The organism is Nocardioides zhouii, from assembly GCF_004137345.1.
Classification (GTDB): Bacteria; Actinomycetota; Actinomycetes; order Propionibacteriales; family Nocardioidaceae; genus Nocardioides; species Nocardioides zhouii.
In genome coordinates this window covers 17,097-39,767 of sequence record NZ_SDWV01000005.1, presented here as the reverse complement: position 1 = coordinate 39,767, position 22,671 = coordinate 17,097, and the positions used below count along the sequence as shown (strand labels likewise).

General features: G+C 70.8%; 20 protein-coding genes. 14 read left to right on the top strand and 6 right to left on the bottom strand.

Annotated elements, in window-relative coordinates; translation table 11 throughout:
• Positions 1-84 precede the first annotated feature (84 nt).
• From rbfA to EUA94_RS06195, 5 genes are all read left to right on the top strand, one after another.
• Positions 85-600 carry a 30S ribosome-binding factor RbfA gene (gene rbfA, locus EUA94_RS06215; protein ID WP_129425789.1) on the top strand — a complete coding sequence of 172 codons (516 nt, stop codon included), beginning with the start codon at positions 85-87 and terminating at the stop codon, positions 598-600.
• Positions 600-1,457, top strand: coding sequence for a tRNA pseudouridine(55) synthase TruB (truB, locus tag EUA94_RS06210; RefSeq protein ID WP_129425787.1), 858 nt, complete (start codon positions 600-602; stop codon positions 1,455-1,457). The genes rbfA and truB overlap by 1 nt, the downstream gene beginning before the upstream one ends.
• Positions 1,458-1,571: 114 nt before the next feature.
• The gene (locus tag EUA94_RS06205) at positions 1,572-2,432 is read left to right on the top strand and encodes a hypothetical protein (protein ID WP_129425785.1); all 861 of its coding nucleotides are present in this window, start codon (positions 1,572-1,574) and stop codon (positions 2,430-2,432) included.
• 222 nt (positions 2,433-2,654) lie between these two features.
• Positions 2,655-3,590, top strand: coding sequence for a bifunctional riboflavin kinase/FAD synthetase (locus EUA94_RS06200; protein WP_129425783.1), 936 nt, complete (start codon positions 2,655-2,657; stop codon positions 3,588-3,590).
• Entirely contained in the window at positions 3,587-4,510 is a 924-nt protein-coding gene (locus tag EUA94_RS06195; RefSeq protein WP_129425781.1) for a hypothetical protein, read from the top strand. Before EUA94_RS06200 ends, EUA94_RS06195 begins: the two co-directional genes overlap by 4 nt.
• Before the next feature lie 111 nt (positions 4,511-4,621).
• Here the strand turns inward: EUA94_RS06195 and EUA94_RS06190 are convergent, their stop codons facing one another.
• The 4 genes from EUA94_RS06190 to EUA94_RS06175 are packed head-to-tail and all read right to left on the bottom strand — an operon-like array spanning position 4,622 to position 8,665.
• Positions 4,622-4,864, bottom strand: a complete 243-nt coding sequence (locus EUA94_RS06190; RefSeq protein ID WP_129425779.1) for an HPr family phosphocarrier protein — start codon at positions 4,862-4,864, stop codon at positions 4,622-4,624.
• A 41-nt stretch (positions 4,865-4,905) separates the two neighbouring features.
• Positions 4,906-6,951 (bottom strand): PTS fructose transporter subunit IIABC, encoded by a 2,046-nt coding sequence (locus EUA94_RS06185; RefSeq protein ID WP_129425777.1) that lies wholly within the window; start codon positions 6,949-6,951, stop codon positions 4,906-4,908.
• A complete protein-coding gene (locus tag EUA94_RS06180) occupies positions 6,948-7,901 on the bottom strand; it encodes a 1-phosphofructokinase family hexose kinase (protein ID WP_129425775.1) in 954 nt (317 codons plus the stop codon). The genes EUA94_RS06185 and EUA94_RS06180 overlap by 4 nt, the downstream gene beginning before the upstream one ends.
• A complete protein-coding gene (locus EUA94_RS06175; protein WP_129425773.1) occupies positions 7,898-8,665 on the bottom strand; it encodes a DeoR/GlpR family DNA-binding transcription regulator in 768 nt (255 codons plus the stop codon). The genes EUA94_RS06180 and EUA94_RS06175 overlap by 4 nt, the downstream gene beginning before the upstream one ends.
• Before the next feature lie 88 nt (positions 8,666-8,753).
• Here EUA94_RS06175 and ptsP point away from each other — a divergent pair, with 88 nt between their 5' ends.
• The 4 genes from ptsP (at position 8,754) to EUA94_RS06155 (ending at position 14,478) form a co-directional block, all read left to right on the top strand.
• On the top strand, positions 8,754-10,445 hold the full coding sequence (gene ptsP, locus EUA94_RS06170; protein WP_129425771.1) for a phosphoenolpyruvate--protein phosphotransferase: 1,692 nt from the start codon (positions 8,754-8,756) through the stop codon (positions 10,443-10,445).
• Between the two features lie 43 nt (positions 10,446-10,488).
• Positions 10,489-12,228: an alcohol dehydrogenase catalytic domain-containing protein gene (locus EUA94_RS06165; RefSeq protein ID WP_129425769.1), complete on the top strand. Its 1,740-nt coding sequence runs from the start codon at positions 10,489-10,491 to the stop codon at positions 12,226-12,228.
• A 139-nt stretch (positions 12,229-12,367) separates the two neighbouring features.
• Positions 12,368-13,900 carry a PTS mannitol transporter subunit IIBC gene (locus EUA94_RS06160; RefSeq protein ID WP_129425767.1) on the top strand — a complete coding sequence of 511 codons (1,533 nt, stop codon included), beginning with the start codon at positions 12,368-12,370 and terminating at the stop codon, positions 13,898-13,900.
• 143 nt (positions 13,901-14,043) lie between these two features.
• The gene (locus tag EUA94_RS06155; RefSeq protein WP_129425765.1) at positions 14,044-14,478 is read left to right on the top strand and encodes a PTS mannitol transporter subunit IIA; all 435 of its coding nucleotides are present in this window, start codon (positions 14,044-14,046) and stop codon (positions 14,476-14,478) included.
• Positions 14,479-14,535: 57 nt separating this feature from the next.
• Here the strand turns inward: EUA94_RS06155 and EUA94_RS06150 are convergent, their stop codons facing one another.
• On the bottom strand, positions 14,536-15,498 hold the full coding sequence (locus tag EUA94_RS06150) for a TauD/TfdA dioxygenase family protein (RefSeq protein WP_129425763.1): 963 nt from the start codon (positions 15,496-15,498) through the stop codon (positions 14,536-14,538).
• Positions 15,499-15,677: 179 nt separating this feature from the next.
• Between EUA94_RS06150 and EUA94_RS06145 the strand changes: the two genes are divergently transcribed.
• Both EUA94_RS06145 and EUA94_RS06140 read left to right on the top strand, forming a co-directional pair.
• On the top strand, positions 15,678-16,028 hold the full coding sequence (locus EUA94_RS06145) for a PadR family transcriptional regulator (RefSeq protein WP_129425761.1): 351 nt from the start codon (positions 15,678-15,680) through the stop codon (positions 16,026-16,028).
• Entirely contained in the window at positions 16,025-17,107 is a 1,083-nt protein-coding gene (locus EUA94_RS06140) for a DUF1700 domain-containing protein (protein ID WP_129425759.1), read from the top strand. Before EUA94_RS06145 ends, EUA94_RS06140 begins: the two co-directional genes overlap by 4 nt.
• Here the strand turns inward: EUA94_RS06140 and EUA94_RS06135 are convergent.
• Positions 17,094-19,223 carry a molybdopterin-dependent oxidoreductase gene (locus EUA94_RS06135; RefSeq protein ID WP_129425757.1) on the bottom strand — a complete coding sequence of 710 codons (2,130 nt, stop codon included), beginning with the start codon at positions 19,221-19,223 and terminating at the stop codon, positions 17,094-17,096. The genes EUA94_RS06140 and EUA94_RS06135 overlap by 14 nt on opposite strands.
• Before the next feature lie 127 nt (positions 19,224-19,350).
• On the opposite strand from EUA94_RS06135, the gene EUA94_RS06130 reads away from it, so the two are divergent.
• From EUA94_RS06130 to EUA94_RS06120, 3 genes are all read left to right on the top strand, one after another.
• On the top strand, positions 19,351-19,617 hold the full coding sequence (locus EUA94_RS06130) for a DUF6458 family protein (RefSeq protein WP_129425755.1): 267 nt from the start codon (positions 19,351-19,353) through the stop codon (positions 19,615-19,617).
• A 176-nt stretch (positions 19,618-19,793) separates the two neighbouring features.
• Positions 19,794-20,069: a 30S ribosomal protein S15 gene (gene rpsO / locus EUA94_RS06125; protein ID WP_129425753.1), complete on the top strand. Its 276-nt coding sequence runs from the start codon at positions 19,794-19,796 to the stop codon at positions 20,067-20,069.
• A 272-nt stretch (positions 20,070-20,341) separates the two neighbouring features.
• Positions 20,342-22,576, top strand: a complete 2,235-nt coding sequence (locus EUA94_RS06120) for a polyribonucleotide nucleotidyltransferase (RefSeq protein WP_129425751.1) — start codon at positions 20,342-20,344, stop codon at positions 22,574-22,576.
• The last annotated feature ends 95 nt before the right edge of the window (positions 22,577-22,671 follow it).

Here is a 22,671-nt window from a genome sequence, read left to right as displayed (position 1 = left end):
TCCCACTGACGGGAACGAAGCGCCCGGTCACCGTCTGTGACGGGCACGAAGTGCCCGGTCACCGGTTCTGAGAGAGTGAGCACCATGACCAACCCCCGTGTCCGCAAGATCGCCGACCGGATCCAGGTGATCGTCGCCGAGATGCTCGAGCGGCGCATCAAGGACCCGCGCCTCGGGTTCGTCACCATCACCGACGTCCGGGTCACGGGTGACTCGCAGCAGGCCTCGGTCTTCTACACGGTGCTCGGCGCCGACGAGGAGCTCGCGAACACGGCGGCAGCGCTCGAGTCGGCCAAGGGCGTGATCCGCTCCGAGGTCGCCAAGCAGCTCGGGATGCGCATCGTGCCGACCCTGACCTTCATCCCCGACGCCCTCCCCGAGAGCGCCCGCGCCCTCGACGAGGTGCTCGAGCGGGCCAGGCAGCTGGACGAGGAGGTCGCCGCACGTCGCGTGGAGGCGTACGCCGGCGAGGCCGACCCGTACAAGAAGCCCCGCGTGATCGAGGACGACGACGAGGCCGCCGACGTGCTCGACGACGGGTCCGACCTGGGCTTCGACGAGGAGCTCGACGAGACGCCCGACGAGGACGACCGCCCCTGATGGTCGACCCCGGTCTCGTGGTCGTCGACAAGTCGCCGGGCATGACGTCGCACGACGTCGTCGCCCGCGTACGTCGGCTGGCCGGCACCCGCAAGGTCGGCCACGCCGGCACCCTCGACCCGATGGCCACCGGCGTGCTCGTGCTCGGTGTCGACCGGGCCACCCGGCTGCTGGGCCACCTGATGCTCACCGAGAAGGCCTACGACGCGACCATCCGGCTCGGTGCCGTCACGACCACCGATGACGCCGAGGGCGAGGTCGTCTCGACCCACGACGTGGGTGGCGTGCGCGAGGACGACGTACGCACGGAGCTGGCGCGGTTCGTCGGCGACATCGAACAGGTGCCGACCGCCGTGTCCGCGATCAAGGTCGACGGACAGCGTGCCTATGCCCGGGTGCGGGCCGGTGAGCAGGTCGAGCTGAAGGCGCGGCCGGTGACGATCCACGAGCTGGTGGTCCACGAGGTCGACCTGCCGGAGGTCAGGATCTCCGTACGCTGCTCGTCGGGCACCTACATCCGCGCCATCGCGCGCGACCTCGGCGCCGCGCTCGGCGTGGGCGGCCACCTCAGCGCACTGCGGCGCACGGCCGTCGGCTCCTTCGACCTGTCCGTCGCGCGGACTCTCGACGAGCTCGCCGACGACTTCGCGGTGGTGCCGATCGCAGACGCTGCGCGATCGACGTTCCCGTTCATCGACCTGGCCGACGAGCAGGCCGCGGACGTGCGGTTCGGCCGCCCCCTCGACCTCGAGCTTCCGGGCGCTGGTCCGCACGCGGTGTTCGCACCCGACGGGGAATTCCTCGCCCTCTACGAGCAGAGCGGTGCGAAGGCGAAGCCGGTGGCGGTCTTCGTCTGACACGACGCGGTCTGGTCCACCCACATTTCTCGGTAGCGCCGCCGCACCCGCAGGAGGATGTTGGGGTGCGGACCGGGGGGCCGCACCCGGCGGCTGTGGTCCGAGGAGGCATCAGTGTTCGTCCCACGCATCTCAGCCCTCGCCGGCGGCCTGGTCCTGCTGGCCGGCGGGCTCACCGGAGGGACGGCGCACGCCGCCCTCGACTCCACCAGCAGCGGCATGGTGGCCGTCAGCATCACCGCGGCCCACAACGTCGTCATGCCGACGACGATCCAGCCCGGCGTGAACCAGTTCCGAGTGACGACGGAGGCCAAGAGCTCCGGCTTCCAGCTCGTGCAGCTGGCCACCGGCTACACCCTCGACGCGGCCATCGCCGACATCGACGCCGGCCTCGAGAAGGGCAAGATCCCCGCGCTCAAGCGCTTCGAGGCCAACACGACCCTCCTGGGTGGCGTCAACGTCGCGATGGGCAAGGTCGGCAAGCTGACCGTCAGCCTGCCGCCCGGCAGCTACTACGCGGCCGACATCGAACGCAACAGGCCCTCGGCGTTCACGGCCTTCACCGTCGCCGGCGCCGACACGGGCGCGACGATGCCGGACGGCCCGACCCTCCGGGCGGTCAAGAGCGCGAGCTGGGCGAAGAACCCGAAGTCCATCCCGCGGAAGGGCACGCTGACCTTTGAGAACTTCAGCAGCCAGAACCACTTCGTCGGACTGATCAAGCTCAAGCCCGGCAAGACCGTCGAGGACTTCGGCGCCTGGACCGAGGCCCAGATGAACGGCCAGAACGGCCCGCCGCCGGTCAACTTCGGCGAGTCCTTCGACGGCAACGTGGTCGGCCCCGGCCACACGGCAGCGATGAACTACCGGCTCTCGCGCGGCAACTACGTCCTGCTGTGCTTCTGGCCGGACGCGAACATGGGCGGCATGCCGCACGCGTTCATGGGCATGTATCGCGGCATCACGCTGAAGTAGCGCACGACTGCAGACCCGGCCACGCGGGGCGCGAGCCCCGCGTGGCCAGTGGTGCGTGCACGACGTCGCTGCACGGTGGGCGCACTCCGGGCACGCACCTCGCTGCGTTGTCGGACCTCGACGGGCCTAGCGGCCCGCCTTCGCTCCTCCGCCTTGCGATGCACGCACCCGGAGCACGCCCACCACCACAGGACGTCGCACACCCACCACTAGGCTGCCTCCGTGCAGATCTGGCGTGGAGTCGACGACGTGCCGGCCGACCTCGGCCGCACCGTGGTCAGCATCGGCAACTTCGACGGCGTACACCTCGGGCACGCGCACGTCCTCCGGGAGGCCCGGCAGACTGCTGACCGCCTCGGCATCGAGACGGTCGTGGCGGTGACCTTCGACCCCCACCCGATGGCGGTGCTGCGGCCCGAGCACGCGCCGCCGACCCTCACCTCGATCCAGACCCGTGCCGAGCTGCTCGAGGGTGCCGGCGTCGACTCGATCCTGGTGCTGGGCTTCGACTGGGAGATCGCCCGCTGGTCGCCCGAGGAGTTCATCGACCGGATCATCGTCAAGGCGTTGCACGCGGACGCGGTGGTCGTCGGGGCCAACTTCCGCTTCGGCGCCAAGGCCGCCGGTGAGGTGGCCACCCTCGTCGAGGCCGGCGCCACGCGGGGTTTCGAGACCGTGGGCGTGGCACTCGACGGCGGTCCGCAGGTCTGGAGCTCGACGTACGTCCGCCAGTGCCTGGCAACCGGCGACGTCGCGGGCGCGGCCGAGGCCCTCGGCCGTGCGTTCGTCGTGCGCGGCACGGTTGTCGAGGGCGACAAGCGCGGTCGCGAGCTCGGTTACCCGACGGCCAACGTCCCCATCCCGCCGGTGGACGCCGCTCCCGCCGACGGCGTGTACGCCGGCTGGCTGACCCGGCTCGACACGGGGGAGCGCTACCCCGCGGCGATCTCCGTGGGCACCAACCCGACCTTCGACGGCGAGCGCGAGCGCCGCGTCGAGTCCTACGTCCTCGACCGTGACGACCTCGAGCTCTACGGCGTACGGGTCGAGGTGGCCTTCGTCGACCGGTTGCGCGGCATGGTGAAGTTCGACGGGATCGAGGCCCTGGTCGAGACCATGCACGACGACGTACGCCGCGCGCGCGAGATCCTGGCGTGACGCACCCCGAGCCGACCAACCGCGCGGAGGCCGAGGCCTGGTTCCTCGCACACGGCCTGCCCTACTTCGTCGACCCGATCCGGGAGCAGGTGCGGCGACGCCTGGCTCGCGGTCGGTTGCTGCTCGTCCTCGGATGCGGACTGCTGCTCGCCGTCCCGAGCGGGATCGGCTCCTGGTGGCTGGTCGACCGGGCCGAGGAGTCCGGCGCCGTCTCCACGGGCATCTCCACGGCAGTCACCGTGCTGCTGGTCGTGGCGGCGGTCTATGCCGGTCGCGCGCTGCGAGTCCACCTGATCGGCGTGTGGGCGATGCGGCAGACCTTGTCCAGCCTGGGCCTGCTGTTCCCGCTCGCCACCCGGGCCCTGCCGATGCTGCTGCTCTTCGTCACGTTCCTCTTCATCAACACCGAGGTGTGGATGATCGCCTCCGCGCTCGACGGCGGGATCCTCTGGGGTGCGGTGCTGCTCTTCGCGGCGCTGGCGGCCGGCTTCCTCGTCGTCCGGCTCACCGAGGAGGTGGACCGGCTCGACGACGAGGTCGGCCGCGACGAGCTCGGTGACGACGCCGACGTCGTGGGCCTGCAGCGGACCAACCTCGTGCTGGTGCTGCTCATCACCCAGGCCTTCCAGGTGCTGCTGCTCGCCCTGGCGGTCTTCGCGTTCTTCATCGTCTTCGGCGTGGTGGCGATGGACGAGACGGTGCTGGAGACGTGGATCGAGACCGACCTCACCTATGCGGGGAAGATCCCGGTCAGCCGGGAGCTGCTCCAGGTCTCGACGTTCCTCGCGGCCTTCAGCGGCCTCTACTTCGCGGTGTACGCCGTCACCGACGAGAACTACCGCCGCGAGTTCTTCACCGAGGTGCTGGGCGAGCTCGAGCAGGCGCTGCGGGTGCGGGTCCGCTACCTCCGCGGTTCGTGACCCTGGTCCCTTCGCCGTACGACGCACGCGTGGGCGGTGAGTGAAGGGGATCCGGGCAGCTCGGATTCCCCCTCACCCACCGCCCACGCGGCGGACTCGGGACCTGGGCGCTCAGGCGTCGAGGTCCTGCTCGACGAGCGCGGCGATGGTGTCGACGGCGGCCTGGTCGTCGCCGGCCACCTCCACCGTGTCGCCGTTGCCGGCACCGAGGGTCATGATCATCAGCGACGAGCTGGCGTCGACGCCGTTGATGGTGACGTCGGAGCCGAGCTCACCGGCCTTCTCGGCGATGATCGCTGCGGGGCGGGCGTGCAGGCCGACGGCGGAGCCGACGACGACGGACTTGCTGGGCATGGTGCTCCTTCGAGTTGGTCGTGCGTGGTGTGAGGTGTGGATCAGACGGTGGCGACGTCGGCGTCGGCCTTGCTGGTGCTCTTGAGGAGCACGACCAGCGCGGTGGCGACGAGGACGCCGGCGACCAGGGCGATGAGGAAGCCGAACTTCCCGTCCACGGCGAACAGGACGAAGATCCCACCGTGCGGTGCCCGGAGGCCGACGTCGAGGCCCATCGAGAGGGCTCCCGTGACGGCGCTGCCGGCCATGATCGAGGGGATCACGCGCAGCGGGTCGGCCGCGGCGAACGGGATGGCACCCTCGGTGATGAACGAGGCGCCCATGGCCCAGGCCGCCTTGCCGTTCTCCCGCTCGGGCACCGTGAACAGGCCGGGTCGCACGACCGTGGCCAGGGCGAGCGCGAGGGGCGGCACCATGCCGGCGAGCATGACAGCCGCCATCACCTTGAGCTCCGGTGCGTCCGTCGCGGTCGCGGCGGCGCCGAGGCCGGTGGTGGCGAAGGCGTACGCGGTCTTGTTGAGCGGGCCACCCATGTCGAAGGCCATCATCAGGCCGAGGATGACGCCCAGGATGATCGCCGAGCCGCCCTGCAGGCTGTTGAGGCCGTCGCTGAGCGCCTCCATGAGGCGTCCCAGCGGCTTGCCGAGCACGACGACCATGATGAAGCCGGAGATCAGCGTCGCCAGCAGCGGGATCACCAGCACGGGCATCAGGCCGCGCATCCAGGTGGGCACCTTCCAGCGGGTGATCCAGAGGGCCACGATGCCGGCGAGGACACCGCCGACGATGCCGCCGAGGAATCCCGAGTTGAGGGTGCCGGCGATGGCGCCCATCACGAAGCCCGGCGCGATGCCGGGGCGGTCGGCGATGGCGTACGCGATGTAGCCGGCGAGTGCAGGCACCAGGAACCCGAATGCCGCGGCCCCGAGCGTGAACAGCAGCGCGCCGAGGTAGGCGAAGAAGGCGCTGCCGCCGAGGGCGTGGTCGAGGCCGAACTCGTTGACGTCGGGGAGGTTGAAGAACGTGTTGTTCACGGCGATCGCCTGGCCGTCGGTGACGATCTCGTAGCCACCGAAGAGGAAGCCGAGGGCGATCAGCAGGCCGCCGGCGGCGACGAACGGGATCATGTACGAGACGCCGGTCATCAGGACCCGGCGGGCCGTGGCACCGAAGGACTGCGAGCCGCCCGCGGACTGCGAGGCCTCGCTGGCGGTGCCCTCCACGCGCGGGGCGCTGGCCGGGTCGGCGGCGTAGCGCAGCGCCTCGGCGATCATCGCGTCGGCGTCGTCGATCGGTCGCTTCACGCCCGAGCTCACCATCGGCTTGCCGGCGAAGCGGGACCGGTCGCGCACGCCCACGTCGACGGCGAAGATCACCGCACCGGCGGCGGCGATCGTGTCGGGGGAGAGCGGTGTCGAGCCGGCCGAGCCCTGGGTCTCGACGTGGAGCTCGACGCCGGCGCGCGCGGCCGCGGCCTCGAGGGCCTCGGCGGCCATGTAGGTGTGCGCGATGCCCGTGGGGCAGGCGGTGACCGCGACGAGCGAGGCCTGGCCGCCAGCGGCGGCTGCAGGAGCCGCGGCGGCTGCTGCTGCCGCGGGTGCTGCCGGGGTGGCGGCGGTTGCGGTGCCGGGCGCGGGCTCGCCGAGCTCGTGGCTGACGATGTCGACGACCTCCTCGACCGAGCTCGCCGAGCGGAGCGCGTCGGTGAAGGCGGGCTTCACCAGCGCGCGGGCCAGCTTGGTCAGGATGGTGAGGTGGTCGGCGTCGCCGCCTGCCGGTGCAGCGATGAGGAACGCGAGGTCGGCGGGGCCGTCCTTGGCGCCGAAGTCGACCGGAGGGTCGAGGCGGGCGAAGGCGAGGGTCGGGGTCTCGACACCCGCGGTGCGGCAGTGCGGGATGGCGATGCCGCCGGGCAGGCCGGTCGACGAGGTGGACTCGCGGGCGAACGCGTCCTCGACGAGCTGGTCCCTGTTGGTCGCGCGCCCGGCGTCGTCGACGACGCCCGCGAGCGCACGGATGACGTCGTGCTTGTCCTGGCCCCAGGATGCGCCGAGGCGCACCAGGTCCGTGGTGATGAGGTCGGTCATGAGGTGTCTCCGAGTGCGGTGACGCCGACCAGCTCCGTACGGAGCTGTGAGGGCTGGGGGATGGTGGTGCCGGGCAGGCCTGCGGCGGCGCTGCCGTAGGCAACAGCCAACGCCAGGCGGTCGGGAGCCGCAAGACCCCTGATGTCACCCAGCAGGTAGCCGAAGAGGGAGGAGTCGCCCGCACCCACGGTGCTGACGACGGTGGTGGGGGGCGGCGTGGCGTGCCAGGCGCCCTCGGCGGTGACCAGCACGGCCCCGTTGCCGCCCAGGGTGGCGAGCACAGCGCCCACGCCCCGGTCGATGAGCTGACGCGCGGCTGCAGCGGTCGCGACCGGGTCGGACTCGAGCGTCTCGGGGTCGCCGCCGGTGAAGGACGCGAGCTCCTCGCCGTTGGGCTTCATCAGGTCGGGAGCCGACCCGGGGAGGCCGTCGACGAGGGCCTGGAGCGGTGCCTCGCTGGTGTCGACCGCGACCCGGCCGCCCACCTCGCGCAGCCGACGTACGAGCTCGGCGTAGAACCCGGCGGGCGCGCCCGCCGGGAGCGAGCCCGCCAGCACGGTCCAGCTCGCGGTGGAGGCGCGGACCAGCACGGCCTGGGCCATCAGCTCGAGGTGCAGCGGGAGGACCTCTGCGCCGGGCGAGTTGAGCTTGGTGGTGGTGCCGTCGGGCTCGGTGATCGTGAGGTTGACGCGTACGTCGCCGGCCGGGCGCACGGGACGGCAGTCGATGCCGGCGGTGAGCAGCTCGAGGACGAACGGGTCGTCCTTCTGGGCGGGTACGACGGCGATGCTGGGGATGCCCGCACCCACGGCCGCGCGCGAGATGTTGACCCCCTTGCCGCCACCCTGCGACGTCACCGAGGCCACCCGGTGGACCTGCCCGCGCGACAGCTCGCCGTCGAGGGCGACCGTACGGTCGATGCTGGGGTTGGGCGTCAGCGTGAGGATCATGCGATCACCACCTCGATTCCGGCTTGTTCCAGGGCGCGTCGGTCCTTGGGGTCGATTCCGCTGTCGGTCACCAGCACGTCGATGCTGTCGAGGGTGGCGAACCGGACCGCGGTCTCGACCCCGAGCTTCGTGGAGTCGGCGAGCACCACGGTCTTGCGGGCGCAGGCGATGATCGACCGCTTGCTCGCGGCCTCGTCGCTGTCGGGGGTGGTGAGGCCGTGGCCGACGGTGAGGCCGTTGGTCGCGACGAACGCGACGTCGGCGCGCAGCTCCGCGAGCGCGGCCACGGTCTCGGCGCCGACGGCTGCGTGGGTGGCCGGGCGCACCCGTCCGGGCAGCAGGTAGAGCTGGATCTGGGGCAGGCCCGCGAGGCGGGTGGCCACCGGGACCGCGTGGGTGATGACGGTGAGGCGGTGGTCGCGGGGGAGGGCCGCGGCGAAGCGCGCCGTCGTGCTGCCCGCATCGATGACGACCACCGAGTCGGGCGGCGGCAGCAGGGCGACCGCGGCGTTGGCGATCGCCTCCTTGGCCTGCGTGTTGGACTGGTCACGCTCGACGATCCCTGATTCGATGACCGTCAGGGAGCCAGCGGGCACGGCGCCACCGTGGACCCGTCGCACCACGCCCATCCGGTCGAGGGTGGACAGGTCGCGGCGGACGGTCTCGGTCGTGACCTCGAACTCCCCGGCGAGCTGGACCACCGACAGTCGCCCGCGACGGCTGATCAGCTGGGCCATCGCCTGCTGCCGCTCCTCGGCGTACATGGGTCCTCCTCTCGGCGCGATCTGTGTATGTGTTGTTTTAGTCCCGAATGTGTTGCTTGTCAACCACGCCGTGTTCTACGGTGTGTCCATGACCACACCCGCGAACCCCGCCACCGGAAGCCTCAGCGGGACCCCGGTCGTACCGGGTGTTGCCGCCGGTCCTGTCCTCCACGTCCGCGGCGAGATCTCGCCCGCCGCGATCGCCCGGTTCGGCGACGGCGGCTTCGCCGATGCCGAGTCCGCGCTGGCCGCGTACGACGACGCGGCGGCCGCGGTCGCCGAGACGTTCACCACCAAGGCCGCCTCCGCCCAGGGCGCGGCGGCCGAGGTGCTCACCGCGAGCGCCGGGCTCGCCCGTGACAAGGGACTGCGCGGCGCGGTGAACAAGAACCTGCAGGCCGGCCATGGGCCCGTCGCCGCGGTCCAGGGCGCCGTCGACCAGTTCGTCACGATCTTCACCACCATGGGCGGGCTGATGGCCGAGCGGGTCACCGACCTGCGCGACATCGAGCGGCGCGTGGTCGCCCACCTCGTCGGCGAGCCCGCGCCCGGCGTGCCGACGCCGACCGAGCCGTCGATCCTCGTGGCCGAGGACCTCGCGCCGAGCGACACCTCGGGGCTCGACCCCGCGCTGGTGACGGCGCTGGTGACCGAGCGCGGTGGCGCGACCAGCCACACCGCGATCATCGCCCGCCAGCTGGGCATCCCCTGCATCGTCGGCGCGGCCGGCATCATGGAGCTGCCCACCGGCACCTTCGTCGTCGTCGACGGCGAGACCGGCACGATCGAGCAGGGCGCCGATCCCGACGAGGCGCGCGAGCGGGTCGAGGCCAGCCGTCGCCTCCGCGAGGAGCTCGCGTCCTGGACCGGGCCTGCGGCGACCCTCGACGGCCTGCCGCTCAAGTTGCTCGCCAACGTCGCCGACGGCGCGTCCGCGGAGTCCGCGGGCGTCGAGCCGGTGCAGGGGGTCGGGCTGTTCCGCACCGAGCTGTGCTTCCTCGACCAGAAGGAGGAGCCGACGGTCGACGAGCAGGCCGACATCTACAGCGCCGTCCTCGCGCCGTACGCCGACGGCCGCTACGTCGTCGTGCGCACCCTCGACGCCGGGTCGGACAAGCCGATCGCGTTCGCGACCCACGCCGGTGAGGAGAACCCGGCGCTCGGCGTCCGCGGCCTGCGCCTCAGCTTCGACAACCCCGGCCTGATGGACCGCCAGCTCGACGGCATCGCCGCGGCTGCGGAGCGCACCGGCACCGAGACGTGGGTGATGGCGCCGATGGTGGCCACGGTCGCCGAGGCAGCCGACTTCGCCGAGAAGGTCCGCGCCCGCGGGCTCAAGCCCGGCGTGATGGTCGAGATCCCGAGCGCCGCGCTGCTCGCGCACCGGATGCTCGAGGTCGTCGACTTCCTGTCCATCGGCACCAACGACCTGACCCAGTACACGATGGCTGCCGACCGCATGGCCACCGATCTGGCCCACCTCACCGACCCCTGGCAGCCGGCCGTGCTCCAGCTGATCGCGATCACCGCCCACGCGGGCAGGGAGGCGGGCAAGCCCGTCGGGGTCTGCGGCGAGGCCGCGGCCGACCCGCTGCTGGCGACGGCGCTGATCGGGATGGGCATCTCGTCGCTCTCGATGGCCGCGCGCGCCGTACGCCCCGTCGGTGCCCAGCTCTCGCGCGTCTCGCTCGAGACCTGCGAGGCGGCCGCCGAGGCCGCCCTCGGCGCCCCCGACCCGATGGCCGCCCGTGCTGCGGTGCGCGAGGTGCTCGGCCACTGAGGCCCGCACCACCACATCCGTCCAACGTCACACCGGAGGAACCATGACATCAGCGTACGACCGCTACCGCGCGGCAGATTCCGAGCTTCCGGAGGGCGCCTGGACCTGGTACCTGCACGGCGCCGGCGAGGACAACATGGGCAAGGACGGCGCTCCCGAGCTGACCCCCGTCCCCAGACCGGATGCCGACCACATGCTGGTGCGCATCGACAGCGTGGGCCTCTGCTTCTCCGACGTGAAGATCATGCGTCAGGGCGGCAGCCACCCGAAGCTCTACGACCGCGACCTGTCGAAGGAGCCCACCCGACTGGGGCACGAGGTCAGCCTCACCGTCATCGAGGTCGGCGACCACCTCAAGGACCGCTACCACGCCGGCCAGCGGCTGGCCGTGCAGCCGGACATCTACCAGGACGGCAAGAGCACGGCGTACGGCTACACCATCCCCGGCGGGCTGATCCAGTACCACCTGATGGGCGCGGAGATGCTCGAGACGGACGACGGTGCGTGCCTGCTGCCCCTCCCCGACACCATGGGCTACGCCGAGGGCTCGACGCTGGAGCCCTGGGGGTGCGTGATGGCCGCCTACACCCAGCGTCGCCGCCTCGAGCCCAAGGCCGGCGGCACCATGTGGATCGTCGGCCGCCCCGGGGACGAGCGGGAGTACGTCTTCTCCTCCGGGCTGGACGCTCCGGCCACCATCGTGCTGACCGACGTGCCCGCCTCGGTGGCTCAGCTGGTGGAGGGCACCACGGCCGCTCGCGTCGCGATACGCGACGGCATCGGCACGGACGACTACCAGGCGCTGGTGGACGAGCTGACCGACGGTGCCGGCTTCGACGACATCGTCATGCTCGATCCGCGCTCCGCGGCGACGGCCGGTGCCGTGGCCACGCACATCGCCCGGCGAGGGACCCTCAACCTGGTGGGGGAGACTGCCCTCGACGGCCTGGTGGACACCGACGTGGGCCGGTTGCACTACGACTACACCGCCTACCTCGGCGGCCGGGGTCCGGACATCGCCGCGTCCTACGGCGAGGCGCGCAACCGCTGCGACCTGCGGTCGCAGGGAACCACCGTCTTCGTGGGTGCCGGCGGCCCGATGGGGTTGATGCACGTCCAGAGGGCCATCCAGCAGCCCGACGGCCCCCGCACGATCATTGCCACGGAGGTGAGCGACGAACGACTCACGAGCCTCGAGGACCGGCTGGCCCACCTGGCGGAGAGCAACGACTGCGAGCTGATCACCTTCAACTCCCAGACCGCTGAGGAGTCCCTCCACGACTTCGTCATGGGCACCACCGACGGCCGCGGGGCCGACGATGTGGTCGTCAGCGTCCCCATCTCGGCCGTGATGGCCGAGGCCGACACCCTGATGAACCCCGACGGCATGCTGGTCTTCTTCGCCGGTGTTCCCAACGGGACGCTGGCGCCGCTGAACCTGAGCGCGGTCTACCTCGACAACGCCCAGTACACCGGGACGTCGGGCCTGACCATCCACGACCAGCAGCAGGTCGTGGACCTGGCCAACCAGGGTGCGCTCTCCCCGGGATCCATCGTGGGTGCCGTCGGCGGCATGCGGGCGGCCAAGGACGGCCTCCAGGCCCTTGTCGACGGGAGCTACTCCGGCAAGGTCCTGATCTTCCCCCAGATCCACGACCTTCCCCTGATGGGGCTCGACGAGCTCAAGGAGACGCTGCCGGAGGTCGCCGCGAAGCTGGGACCCGGCGACACGTGGAACGACGAGGCGGAGAAGGCGTTCTTCAACAGCCAGCTGGGCGGGTAGAGGGGCCCGTGGGGGGCAAAGCCACAGATTCGGGCATGAATCGTGCCCGAATGCTTGGCAACAGGCCCGTTCGCGTGGTTTGATCCAGACATCATGTGATCGGGGTCACCTCACCCCACGCTCAACTGGAGGACACAGCATGGCGACCACAACCTCAACACCCGCGGCCAGTTCCGGTGCCCGGGTACGCGTGCAGAAGTTCGGCACGTTCCTCTCCAACATGGTCCTGCCCAACATCGCCGCGTTCATCGCGTGGGGCCTGATCACCGCGCTGTTCATCGAGAACGGCTGGCTCAACCTGGGTGGCGGGGACAACGCATGGCTCAGCCCCGACAGCTGGGTCGCCGAGTTCGGCGGCTGGGGCAACTCGGAGAGCGGCGGCATCGTCGGTGTGATGATCACCTACCTGCTGCCGCTGCTGATCGGCTACACGGGTGGCCGGATGACGTACGACAACACCATCCGCGGTGGCGTCGTCGGCGCCATCGCCACCATGGGTGCCATCGCGAGCGCCGGGGTGCCGATGTTCCTGGGCGCCATGGTCATGGGCCCGCTCGGCGGCTGGTCGATGAAGAAGCTCGACGCGCTGTGGTCGCACAAGATCCGGCCGGGGTTCGAGATGCTGGTCAACAACTACTCGGCCGGCATCTGGGGCATGGTCCTCGCCGTCGTCGGCTTCGTGGTGGCGGGTCCGTTCGTGGAGTGGTTCAGTGCCCGCGCGGGCGAGGTCATCGACTTCCTCGTCGAGAACTCCCTGCTCCCGCTGACCTCGCTGTTCATCGAGCCGGCCAAGGTCCTCTTCCTCAACAACGCGATCAACCAGGGCGTCCTGACCCCGCTGGGCCTGACCGAGGCCAGCGAGAACGGGAAGTCCGTCCTGTTCCTGCTCGAGGCCAACCCGGCCGCGGGCGCCGGCCTGCTGCTGGCGTTCATGATGTTCGGCAAGGGTGCGGCCAAGGCCTCGGCCCCGGGCGCGCTGCTCATCCACTTCGTCGGCGGGATCCACGAGATCTACTTCCCCTACGTGCTGATGAAGCCCAAGCTCATCCTCGCGATGATCGCGGGCGGCATGACGCAGATCTCGATCAACCTCCTCTTCGACTCGGGCCTCCAGGCACCGGCGGCACCGGGCTCGATCATCGCGGTGCTGATCAACACACCCGGAGGCAGCTTCGTCGGCGTCATCCTGTCGGTCATCGGCGGTGCGGCAGCGTCCTTCGCCGTCGCGGCCGTGCTCCTCAAGACCGACAAGGCGGACGACGAGGGTGACCTGGCCGGGGCCACTGCGAGCATGGAGTCGATGAAGGGCAAGAAGTCCTCGGTCGCCGGCACCCTGGCAGGCGTCGGCACGGCCACCGCGACGGCGACCCGCGAGATCCGCAACATCGTGTTCGCCTGCGATGCCGGCATGGGTTCGTCGGCCATGGGCGCCTCGGTGCTGCGCAAGAAGATCCAGGCCGCCGGTCACCCGGAGGTCACGGTGGTCAACAAGGCCATCTCCGACCTGCGCGACGACGTCGACCTGGTGGTCACCCACCAGGACCTCACCGACCGTGCCCGTGAGAAGACCCCGTCCGCCGTCCACGTGTCGGTCGACAACTTCATGGGCAGCCCCCGGTACGACGAGATCGTGGAGATGGTCGAGCAGAACAACGGTTCGACCACCACCTGACGTACGACCAGTCACCCCCCGAGAGCCCGGCCCTCCGCGGTGCGGAGGGCCGGGCCTGGTCATTTCGACCAGCGTGGGCCCATGGACCCTGTGGTCTGATGAGCCCGACCCCACCGACAGATCAGTGAGAGAAGAGGCTGCAGATGAACGACGTACTGAGCCGGGAGTCCATCGTCCTCGGCGGCCAGGCCACCGACCGTGACTCCGCCATCACCGAGGCCGGCCGCCTGCTGGTCGCCAGCGGTGCCGTCGATGAGGCGTACATCGCGGCGATGCACGAGCGCGAGACCTCGGTCTCGACCTTCATGGGCAACGGCCTGGCCATCCCGCACGGCACCAACGAGGCCAAGGCGCTGATCCGTCAGACGGCGATCTCCTTCATCCGCTACGACGAGCCCATCGACTGGAAGGGCAGCCCGGCGAAGTACGTCGTCGGGATCGCCGGCGCCGGCGACGACCACCTCACGGTGCTGCAGGCACTGGCGGGTGCCTTCACCGACGACGACAGCATCGCGGCGCTCGACGCCGCCCAGACCCCGGACGACGTGCTCGCCGTCCTCGGCGACGTCAGCACCTGAGCCACCCCGCTCCACGCACAGAGCCCCGCCGGACACCGGCGGGGGCTCTGTCGCACCTCAGCTGATCAGCGCGTCGATGTCGGCGAAGCCGGACGCGTCGCCGACGAGCACCTCGCTGCGCCGCCCGTCCACCGACAGCGGGACGTCGCCGGCGACCGTGATCCGGCGCACTTCGCGCGGCTCCTCGCCGAAGTCGGCGACGGCGTAGTGCTGGGTGGCCCGGTTGTCCCAGATCGCCACGTCGCCCTGCTGCCACGTCCAGCGGATCGTGTTCTCGAGCCGGGTCACCCGGTTCTGCAGGAGGTTGAAGAGCGTGCTCGACTCCAGCTGGTTGAGGCCGACGAACTGCTTCACGAAGTGGCCGAGCAGCAGCGCCCGCTCACCGGTCTCGGGGTGCACGCGCACCACCGGGTGGGCGGTCTCGTAGGTGGTCCGGCGGAACTCCTGGCGCCGGGCGACGGCCACCTCGTCGTCGTCGTGCGCGCCCTGCTCCCGGTCGGCGTAGTCGTAGGCGTTGGTGTGGACCGCCCACAGGTTCTCGACCAGCGCCTTGAGGGAGTCGGGCAGCCGGTCGTACGCGTCGACCGTGTTGGCCCACACCGTGTTGCCGCCGTAGGGCGGGATCGTCACGCCGCGCAGGATGCTGAAGGCCGGCACCCGGTCGACGAACGTGACGTCGGTGTGCCAGCTGTTGGCGGCCATCCCCTTGTTGGCCGTGAGCGTGTAGATCCGCTCGCTGCCCGTGTTGACCGTCGGGTGCGCGGTCGTGAGGGTGCCCAGGCGCTCGGCGAACGCGATGTGGGCCTCGTCGTCGAGGTGGCCCTGGCCGCGGAAGACCACCACCTTGTTCCGCAGGATCGCCTTGCGGATGCGCGCCACCACGGCGTCGTCGAGGTCGCCGGAGAGGCGTACGCCGTCCACGCGCGCACCGATGCGCCCGCCGATCCGGTGCACCCCGACCCCGTCGGGCGAGTCGGGGGAGTGGTCGATCGCGTGGTCCTGCTCGAGCTGGAGCGTCATGGCGTTCCCTTCGTCGTCAAATTGTCTATTGAAACGCTAGACAATGATCGCGGGGCGCCCAAGGGTCGCCACGCGCGGTTCGGGAGACCACGGCGCGAGGCACCGCCTACCGGGCGGGACACGCCGACGCGCATGTTCGTGACGCGCACTACTGCGGACTGCGTAGTAGTGTGCGGTCCATGGATCAGACCCAGCTCCTCAAGGGAGTGCTCGACCTCGCGGTGCTCGCCGTGGTCCGGGGCGAGGACGGCTACGGCTACGACATCGTGCGGCGGCTGCGCGACGGCGGGTTGGCCGATGTGGGTGACGCGTCGGTCTACGGCACGCTGCGCCGGCTGTACGCCGCCGGCGCGCTCACGTCGTACGTCGTGCCTTCCGAGAGCGGCCCGCACCGCAAGTACTACGGCATCACGCCCATCGGCCGTGACCAGCTCGCGCGGCAGCGCGACGACTGGCACGCCTTCTCCTCCATCCTCGACGGGCTCCTCGACGGTCCCGCCGCCCACACCGCCCAGGGGGCCAGCGCATGAACACCACTGCACTTCCGGTCCGGCCCGACGTCGCGGCCTTCGTGGCCCGCGTCCGCGAGTCCCTCGCCGACCTGTCCGACGACGACCGGCTCGAGCTGACCGAGGGGCTGGAGGCCGACCTCACCGACCAGGTCGCCGAGCACGGCGGGGCGGTGCTCGGCGACCCGGCCGCGTACGCCCGCGAGCTCCGGGCGGCAGCCGGGTTCGACCCGGTCGCGCGACGCCGGCTCCACGTCCCGACGGGCCGGTCCCTGGGCGAGCAGCTCGACATCGTGCGCCACCTCTGGGACGGCGCCGTCGCCCGGCCGAGGATCGCACCGCTGTGGTCGGTGCTGGTGGCGCTGCGCCCGGCCTGGTGGGTGATCCGCGGCTACGTCGCGGCGGTGCTGGCCGCGAGGCTCGTGCCGGGCTGGTACGACTATGGGCTGATCTGGCTGCCGGGCGTCCACCCGGTGCTGGCGCTGCCGATCCTCGTGGTCTGCGTCGCCGGCAGCGCCCTCGTCGGGCTCGGCCGGGTGTGGCCCGGTCCCGGGTCCCCGGGCTCGTCGTCGGTGAGCCGGGTCGTGCTCATGCTGCTCAACGTCGTGGCGATCGTCGCGCTGCCCGTCATCAACGGCCAGTTCGACCAGCAGTCGTGGAGCCGCTACAGCCAGGGCTACAACGAGGCCCAGCTGGGCAGCGACGACGAGGGGCTGGTCAGTCGTGGGGAGCAGGTCTGCAACATCGCGGCGTACGACGCCTCCGGCCAGCCGCTGGTCGGCGTGCAGCTCTTCGACCAGCGCGGCCGCCCGCTCGACGTGCAGTGCTACGGCCAGGCCGGGCGGACCGTGCCGTGGGTGCTCGGCGACGTCACGCGCTGGAACGTCTTCCCGCTGGGAGTGCGCGACCAACCGGCGCGGACCCCGGTGCGCCGCGCCGACCTCAGCGGTGCGGCCTTCCCGACCCCTGACCGCGCGACGACGCCCGAGGTGACCAACCCGCTCCTCCCGGAGCCGGTCGAGGTCGAGCCGGAGGAGGAGCCCGCGGGGACGAAGGACGATCAGAAGGACGGTCGGAAGGGCGACGTCAGCAAGCGGTGACCGCGACGGGCACGCCGTTGAGCGCCGCGTTGCCCGACACGTCGAGCCGTTCGGGGTCGGTGAGGTCGTTGATCGAGACGCCCGGGACCTCGCGGCTGCGGGTCATGAGGACGCCGTCCTTGGCGTGGCCGTAGCCGTGGGGGAGCGAGACGACGCCGGGCATCAGGTCGTCGGAGGCCACCACCTCGACCTCGACCGACCCGACACGTGAGGTCACCCTCACCAGCGTGCCGTCGGTGATCTCGCGGTCGGCGAGGTCGGCAGGGTGCATCAGGAGCTGGTGGCGCGGCCGACCCCGGGTGAGCCGCTCGGAGTTGTGCATCCACGAGTTGCAGTCCTGCTTGTGGCGCCGCCCGATGAGCAGCAGCTCGTCGCCTTCGGGAGCCGCGACCGCCGCCAGCCGGGCGACGTCCTGCACGACGAGCGCGGGAGCGAGGTCGATCCGCTTGCTCGTGGCGGGCAGGCGCTCCGGAAGCTGGCCGCCGCGGAGCGGGCCGAGGTCGATCCCGGACGGCCGGGCCCGCAGCTTCTTCATCGTGACGCCGCTCGAGCCGCGCCGCAGCAACTGGGTGATGAGGAAGGTGGGGCTCGCGGTGAGCCGCGCGCGCTGGACCAGCCGCTTCTTCAGCGGGGCCTTGCGCTCGAGCCGGGCGGTGGTGCGCAGGGTGATCTCGCGGAAGATCTGCCAGTCGTGGCGCTGGTCGGCGTCCTTCTCGAAGACGGCGGGCGTGAAGCGGGCGGTGTCGCGTACGGCGAGCAGGTGGAAGACCAGGTCGTAGTGGTCCCGCTCGAGCGCCGTCGTGGGCGGCAGGATCACGTCGGCGTGGCGCGTGGTCTCGTTGACGTAGATGTCGACGGCGGCCATGAAGTCGAGCCCGCGCAGCGCCTCGTCGAGCCGCGGTCCGTCCGGTGTCGAGAGGACGGGGTTGCCGGCGACGGTGAGCACGGCCCGGACCTGGCCCTCGCCCGGTGTCTCGATCTCCTCGCGGAGCGCCGACACAGGGAGCTCGCCCGCCGTCTCCGGCAGGCCCCGCACCCGCGAGCGCCACGCGTCGTGGTGCCCGCGCCCGATGAGGCCGGTGCCGACCGCGTCGATGGCGGGGGAGGTGAACATCGCCCCGCCGGCGCGGTCGAGGTTGCCGCTGAGGATGTTGAGGCAGTTGACCGCCCACTGGCACACCGTGCCCCACGGGCCGGCCGACACCCCGATGCGGCTGTAGACCACGCCCGCGTCGGCAGCCACCAGTTCGCGGGCCAGGCGGCGGACCTCGTCGGCGGGCAGCCCGCTCATCGCCTCGGCCCGTTCGGGGGTGAAGTCGGCCACGAGGTCGACCACCGTCGCGAGCCCGTCGACGTACGACGCCACCGCCGGGCCACCATCCGGCCGAGCCTCGGTCGTCAGGACGTGCAGCATCGCGAGCAGCACCCACGCGTCGGTGCCTGGGCGGACGAAGTGGTGCTCGTCGGCGATCTTCGCGGTCTCGGTGCGCCGCGGGTCGAGGACGACCATCCGACCGCCGCGGGCCTTCAGCTCGCGGGCGCGGTTCGGGAAGTCGGGCACCGTCATGAGCGAGCCGTTGGACGCCATCGGGTTGGCGCCGATCACCAGGAACCACGACGTGCGGTCGATGTCGGGGATCGGCAGGAAGAGCTGGTGGCCGAACATCAGGTGCGCGACGAGCTGGTGGGGGAGCTGGTCGACCGACGTGGCGGAGTAGCGGTTCCTCGTCCGGAACGACTTGAACATCGCGGTGCCGTGCGTCATCGAGCCGAGGCTGTGCGCGTTGGGGTTGCCGAGGTAGACGCCGAGCGCGTCGTCGCCGTGCTCGTTGACCGCCCGCGCGAGGTTGTCGGCCACCAGGTCGAAGGCCTCGTCCCAGCCGATCTCCTCCCAGCGCGCGTCCGCGCCGTCGCCGACACGACGTACGGGTCGCCGCAGCCGGTCCGGGTCGGCGTACACGTCGGCGATCGCCACGCCCTTGGGGCAGATGTGGCCGCGGGAGAGCGGGTCGGCCGGGTTGCCCCGCACCCCGACGACGTCGCGGCCATCGATGGTGAGCTCCAGCCCGCAGATCGCCTCGCAGAGGTTGCAGACCCCGATCCGTCGCTCGCTCATCACCAGATCGTCGCATGCCTGCCCCCTGAGGGGGGTGACAGCGCAGGGCGCAGCAGGACAGACTCTGCCCCGCCCGGTCCAGACCGAACGAGATCGAGGCAGCATCCCCCACAGAATGGAGATCGTCATGGGTTTCGGAGGGCCGATCGGCCTCATTGTCGTAGGACTGATCCTCGCGTTCGCGTTGAACGACCAAGAAGTGGGGCCTCTCAACATGTGGACGCTGGGCATCATCCTTGCCCTCGCCGGAGCACTGTGGCTGGTGCTCACGATCGTCCAGCAGAACACCAAGCGTCGGGCAACCACGACCGCCGTCACGACCGACGCCGAGGGGCGCCAGGCCAGCACGCAGCGCACCACCGAGTCGGACCCGCCGGCCCCGCCGGCCATCTGAGGCTGCACGCTCGGCTGAGCCTCGTTGCGCGGCGCGGATTGGGTTCGGAGTCCAGCGCCTCGATATGCTTCTGCGGTTGCCCGCGAGGGCGACACGCCGTGACAACGGCCGCGGATCCAGAGTGCCCCGGTGAACAGGCCCGGGCGCGCCGCGCAACGAGAACCGAAGGAGCCCCCATGTCGATTGGTACCGACGCGGAGACCAAGAAGAAGATCATCGCCGAGTACGCCGTTGTCGAGGGTGACACCGGTTCCCCCGAGGTCCAGATCGCGCTGCTCAGCCACCGCATCTCGCACCTCACGGAGCACCTCAAGACGCACAAGCACGACCACCACAGCCGTCGTGGCCTGCTGCTGCTCGTCGGCCAGCGCCGCCGGCTGCTCAACTACCTGAACAAGACCGAGATCGAGCGTTACCGCTCCATTGTCGAGCGCCTCGGCCTCCGACGCTGACTCGCTTGGGAGCGGTTCCCCTCTGGGGGAGCCGCTCCTCTCGCATCACGGCCTCGCCGCGCTAGTGTCGAGCCGGCACCACCACAACTGAACACACAACCAACAGGAGCGACCCGCACGTCCGGCTCGGTCCTCGGTAGTGGCCTTCAGATCAACGGATCTGCGGGCCTCGATCGAAGACCGGCCCCCGCGGGGCTTCGAAGCCCCTCACCATCTCGGGAGAGTGTGGCGCCGCGGATCGCTCCGCGAAGAGAAAGCAGGATCCTGCTTCCATGAGTGAACCCATCATCTCCGCCGTCGAGACCGTTCTCGACAACGGCAAGTTCGGCAAGCGCACGATCAAGTTCGAGACCGGCCTCCTGGCCCGTCAGGCCGCCGGCTCGGTCACGGCGTACCTCGACGACGAGACCATGCTGCTCTCGGCGACGACCGCGGGCAAGACGCCCAAGGACCACTTCGACTTCTTCCCCCTGACGATCGACGTCGAGGAGCGGATGTACGCAGTGGGCCAGATCCCCGGCTCCTTCTTCCGCTCCGAGGGTCGCCCGGGCGAGGACGCGATCCTCACCTGCCGCCTCATCGACCGGCCGCTGCGCCCGACCTTCAAGAAGGGTCTGCGCAACGAGGTCCAGGTCGTCATCACCGTCATGGCGCTCGACCCCGACCAGCCGTACGACGTGCTCGCGATCAACGCCGCGTCGCTGTCCACCCAGCTCTCCGGCCTGCCGTTCTCCGGCCCCGTCGGTGGCGTCCGCGTGGCCCTCATCGAGGGCCAGTGGGTCGCGTTCCCGAGCCACTCGCAGCTCGAGTCGGCCGTGTTCGACATGGTCGTCGCCGGCCGCGTCACCGAGTCCGGTGACGTCGCCATCATGATGGTCGAGGCCGAGGCCCCCGAGGACACCATCGCGCTCGTGCAGAACGGTGCCCAGGCGCCCACCGAGGAGGTCGTGGCCAGTGGCCTCGACGCCGCGAAGCCCTTCATCAAGCAGCTCGTCGAGGCGCAGGCCCAGCTCGCTGCCGAGTCCGCCAAGCCGGTCCAGGACTTCCCGGTCTTCCTCGACTACGAGGACGACGTGTACGCCGCCGTCGAGTCGGCCGCCAAGGACGACACCGCCGCCGCGCTGACGATCGCCGACAAGCAGGAGCGCGAGCTCAAGGTCGACGAGATCAAGGCCGCGCTGCTCGAGAAGCTGTCGGGTCAGTTCGAGGGTCGCGAGAAGGAGATCGGCGCTGCGTTCCGCTCGCTGAACAAGTCCGTGATGCGCCAGCGCGTGCTGCGCGACAAGATCCGCATGGACGGCCGCGGCCTGGCCGACATCCGCCCGCTGCACGCCGAGGTCAACGTGATCCCGCGCGTCCACGGCTCGGCGCTGTTCGAGCGTGGCGAGACCCAGATCCTGGGCGTCACCACCCTCAACATGCTCAAGCTGGAGCAGCAGCTCGACACGCTGTCGCCGGAGAAGCACCGCCGCTACATGCACAAGTACGTCTTCCCGCCGTTCTCCACCGGTGAGACCGGCCGCGTGGGCTCGCCCAAGCGTCGCGAGGTCGGCCACGGTGCGCTCGCGCGCCGCGCCCTCCTGCCGGTGCTGCCGTCGCGTGAGGAGTTCCCCTACGCGATCCGCCAGCTCTCCGAGGCCATGGGCTCCAACGGCTCCACCTCGATGGGCTCGGTCTGCGCCTCGACCCTGTCGCTGCTGCAGGCCGGTGTGCCCCTCAAGGCCTCCGTCGCCGGCATCGCGATGGGACTCATCTCCGACGAGGTCGACGGCGAGACGCAGTACGTCGCGCTGACCGACATCCTCGGCGCCGAGGACGCGTTCGGCGACATGGACTTCAAGGTCGCCGGCACGCGCGAGTTCGTCACCGCCCTCCAGCTCGACACCAAGCTCGACGGCATCCCCGCCGAGGTGCTGGCCGCCGCGCTGACCCAGGCCCGCGACGCGCGCCTGGCGATCCTCGACGTGATGGCCGAGGCGATCGATGCTCCTGAGGAGATGTCGATCCACGCGCCGCGCATCATCACCGTCCGCGTGCCGGTCGACAAGATCGGCGAGGTGATCGGGCCCAAGGGCAAGGTCATCAACCAGATCCAGGACGACACGGGCGCGACGCTGTCCATCGAGGACGACGGCACGGTCTACATCGGTGCGACCAACGGCGAGGCGGCCGAGGCTGCCAAGGCCGCGGTCAACGCGATCGCCAACCCGACGATGCCCGAGGTCGGCGAGCGCTACCTCGGCACCGTCGTGAAGACCACCAACTTCGGTGCCTTCGTCTCGCTCATGCCCGGCAAGGACGGCCTGCTGCACATCAGCAAGCTGCGTGCCCTCGCCGGCGGCAAGCGCGTCGAGGCCGTCGAGGACGTGCTGTCGGTGGGCCAGAAGGTCCAGGTCTCGATCGCCGAGATCGACGACCGCGGCAAGCTCTCGCTGGTCCCCGTCGTCGACGAGGCGGAGGGTGACTCCGACGAGTCGGCCGACGCCGAGGTCGCCGAGTCCGAGTGACCTGACCCGTTCCACCACCACGACCGGCCGGCGGCCTCCGCCGGCCGGTCGTGGCGTTCCACCCCTTGTTCCACCCCCTTTGCATCACCTGGAAG

What these genes read in the sequence shown, in the direction of transcription:
- EUA94_RS06180 (WP_129425775.1), bottom strand. Translation starts at nt 7,901, where the DNA reads ATGATCCTCACGCTGACGCCCAACCCCAGCATCGACCGTACGGTCGCC.
- ptsP (WP_129425771.1), top strand. Translation starts at nt 8,754, where the DNA reads ATGACCACACCCGCGAACCCCGCCACCGGAAGCCTCAGCGGGACCCCG.
- EUA94_RS06175 (WP_129425773.1), bottom strand. Translation starts at nt 8,665, where the DNA reads ATGTACGCCGAGGAGCGGCAGCAGGCGATGGCCCAGCTGATCAGCCGT.
- EUA94_RS06145 (WP_129425761.1), top strand. Translation starts at nt 15,678, where the DNA reads ATGGATCAGACCCAGCTCCTCAAGGGAGTGCTCGACCTCGCGGTGCTC.
- EUA94_RS06190 (WP_129425779.1), bottom strand. Translation starts at nt 4,864, where the DNA reads ATGCCCAGCAAGTCCGTCGTCGTCGGCTCCGCCGTCGGCCTGCACGCC.
- truB (WP_129425787.1), top strand. Translation starts at nt 600, where the DNA reads ATGGTCGACCCCGGTCTCGTGGTCGTCGACAAGTCGCCGGGCATGACG.
- EUA94_RS06155 (WP_129425765.1), top strand. Translation starts at nt 14,044, where the DNA reads ATGAACGACGTACTGAGCCGGGAGTCCATCGTCCTCGGCGGCCAGGCC.
- EUA94_RS06120 (WP_129425751.1), top strand. Translation starts at nt 20,342, where the DNA reads ATGAGTGAACCCATCATCTCCGCCGTCGAGACCGTTCTCGACAACGGC.
- EUA94_RS06130 (WP_129425755.1), top strand. Translation starts at nt 19,351, where the DNA reads ATGGGTTTCGGAGGGCCGATCGGCCTCATTGTCGTAGGACTGATCCTC.
- EUA94_RS06140 (WP_129425759.1), top strand. Translation starts at nt 16,025, where the DNA reads ATGAACACCACTGCACTTCCGGTCCGGCCCGACGTCGCGGCCTTCGTG.
- rpsO (WP_129425753.1), top strand. Translation starts at nt 19,794, where the DNA reads ATGTCGATTGGTACCGACGCGGAGACCAAGAAGAAGATCATCGCCGAG.
- EUA94_RS06135 (WP_129425757.1), bottom strand. Translation starts at nt 19,223, where the DNA reads ATGAGCGAGCGACGGATCGGGGTCTGCAACCTCTGCGAGGCGATCTGC.
- rbfA (WP_129425789.1), top strand. Translation starts at nt 85, where the DNA reads ATGACCAACCCCCGTGTCCGCAAGATCGCCGACCGGATCCAGGTGATC.
- EUA94_RS06185 (WP_129425777.1), bottom strand. Translation starts at nt 6,951, where the DNA reads ATGACCGACCTCATCACCACGGACCTGGTGCGCCTCGGCGCATCCTGG.
- EUA94_RS06150 (WP_129425763.1), bottom strand. Translation starts at nt 15,498, where the DNA reads ATGACGCTCCAGCTCGAGCAGGACCACGCGATCGACCACTCCCCCGAC.
- EUA94_RS06160 (WP_129425767.1), top strand. Translation starts at nt 12,368, where the DNA reads ATGGCGACCACAACCTCAACACCCGCGGCCAGTTCCGGTGCCCGGGTA.
- EUA94_RS06165 (WP_129425769.1), top strand. Translation starts at nt 10,489, where the DNA reads ATGACATCAGCGTACGACCGCTACCGCGCGGCAGATTCCGAGCTTCCG.